General features: G+C 74.2%; 1 protein-coding gene. It reads right to left on the bottom strand.

The features are described from left to right. Positions 1–797, bottom strand: a 797-nt coding sequence (locus tag BZL64_RS38480; RefSeq protein WP_143663473.1) for a DUF4140 domain-containing protein, incomplete at its 3' end; no start/stop codon positions are given. Positions 798–907: the final 110 nt, after the last annotated feature.

Raw genomic sequence — 907 nt, 5'->3', positions numbered from 1 at the left:
CGCAGATCGGCGGTGGACAGGGCGACACGCACGCCCGTCCAGTCCTCGCCGGTGCGCTGGGCGACCGAGGCGCGCAGCACCAGGTGGCCGCTGTCGTCTCCGTGCCGGTGGCTGAGCCGGTAGGCCGGCACCCACACGGCGCCCGGCACCCCGTACTCCAGCTCCAGTTCGGTGTCGTCCTCCGCGTCGCCGGTGTCGCCGACGAGGGTGAGCACCGCGGAGACCGTGGTCTCGACGTGCGCCGCCGGAACGTCGGTGGAGGCGCGGTCGAGCCGGTCGGTGGCGACGGTGAGTTCGTGCTCGACGAGGAGTAGCGCCTCTTCCAGCTCGGCTAGGCGGGCGTGCAGTGCCGTCAACCGCTGTTCGACGAAGTCGGCGAGTTCCAGCCACGCGTCGACGGGGGTGCGGCGGTGCGGGTCGTCGCGCTTGCGGGGCGGCGGCACCGGGCGCAGTGCCGTGACCTCCTCGATCAGGCGCAGTTGCCGGTCCCGGCGCCCCCGCGCCGCCGCGTACTCGTCGTGCAGTCGCTCGACCTCGCGCCGCAGTGTGTCGGGGACACCGGCGGTGAGCGGCTCGGCGTCGACCTCGACACGGGCCTCGACGACGCGTACCGCGGGTGCGCCGAGGACGCGGGCCCGCAGCGAGCCGGGGTCCAGGGTGCGGGGGAGTCCCGTCACGCGCACCCGGCCGTCGGGCGGCACGCTGCCCCGGGCCAGGCGGCGACAGAGCGCGCCCTGCGCGTACACCACGACCGAATCGAGGGTCGAACCCCAACCCTGTGCCTTTTCCACCCGCATGAACGCCCCCACCGTGTCTGTGCCGAGCACAGCCTACGTTGCCGTCGCCGACTCGTCGCGGTGATGGATCCCGGTCCGGGGAGAGCTGATCAGCGGGCGGGGACGGGGGC

Source organism: Streptomyces bobili (assembly GCF_002154575.1).
GTDB classification, from domain to species: domain Bacteria; phylum Actinomycetota; class Actinomycetes; order Streptomycetales; family Streptomycetaceae; genus Streptomyces; species Streptomyces bobili.
Note: the sequence above shows the minus strand (reverse complement) of the source record. Positions and strands in the feature narration are given on the sequence as shown.